The organism is Mesorhizobium sp. Arg314 (genome assembly GCF_053714275.1).
Map to the genome: position 1 here is coordinate 1 of NZ_JBSKBP010000299.1, position 332 is coordinate 332.

The 332-nt window shown below is 64.8% G+C and carries 1 protein-coding gene; it reads left to right on the forward strand.

The window, feature by feature from the left end; all coding sequences use genetic code 11:
• Positions 1–332 (forward strand): NAD(P)(+) transhydrogenase (Re/Si-specific) subunit beta (locus ACWGS9_RS35580; protein WP_454509531.1); only part of this gene is annotated, 332 nt, incomplete at both ends.

Consider the following 332-nt stretch of genomic DNA (forward strand, 5'->3'; position numbering starts at 1 on the left):
CAGGCGCAGCACGCGCTGCGCGAAATGGCCGACAAGCTCAAGGCCAATGGCGTCGAGGTGAAATACGCCATTCACCCGGTCGCCGGCCGCATGCCCGGCCACATGAACGTGCTCTTGGCCGAGGCCAACGTGCCCTATGACGAGGTGTTCGAGCTGGAGGACATCAATTCCGAATTCGCGCAGGCCGACGTCGCCTATGTCATCGGCGCCAACGACGTCACCAACCCGTCCGCGCGCGACGACAAGTCGAGCCCCATCTACGGCATGCCGATCCTCGACGTCGACAAGGCGCGCACCTGCCTGTTCGTCAAGCGCTCGCTCGGCTCCGGCTA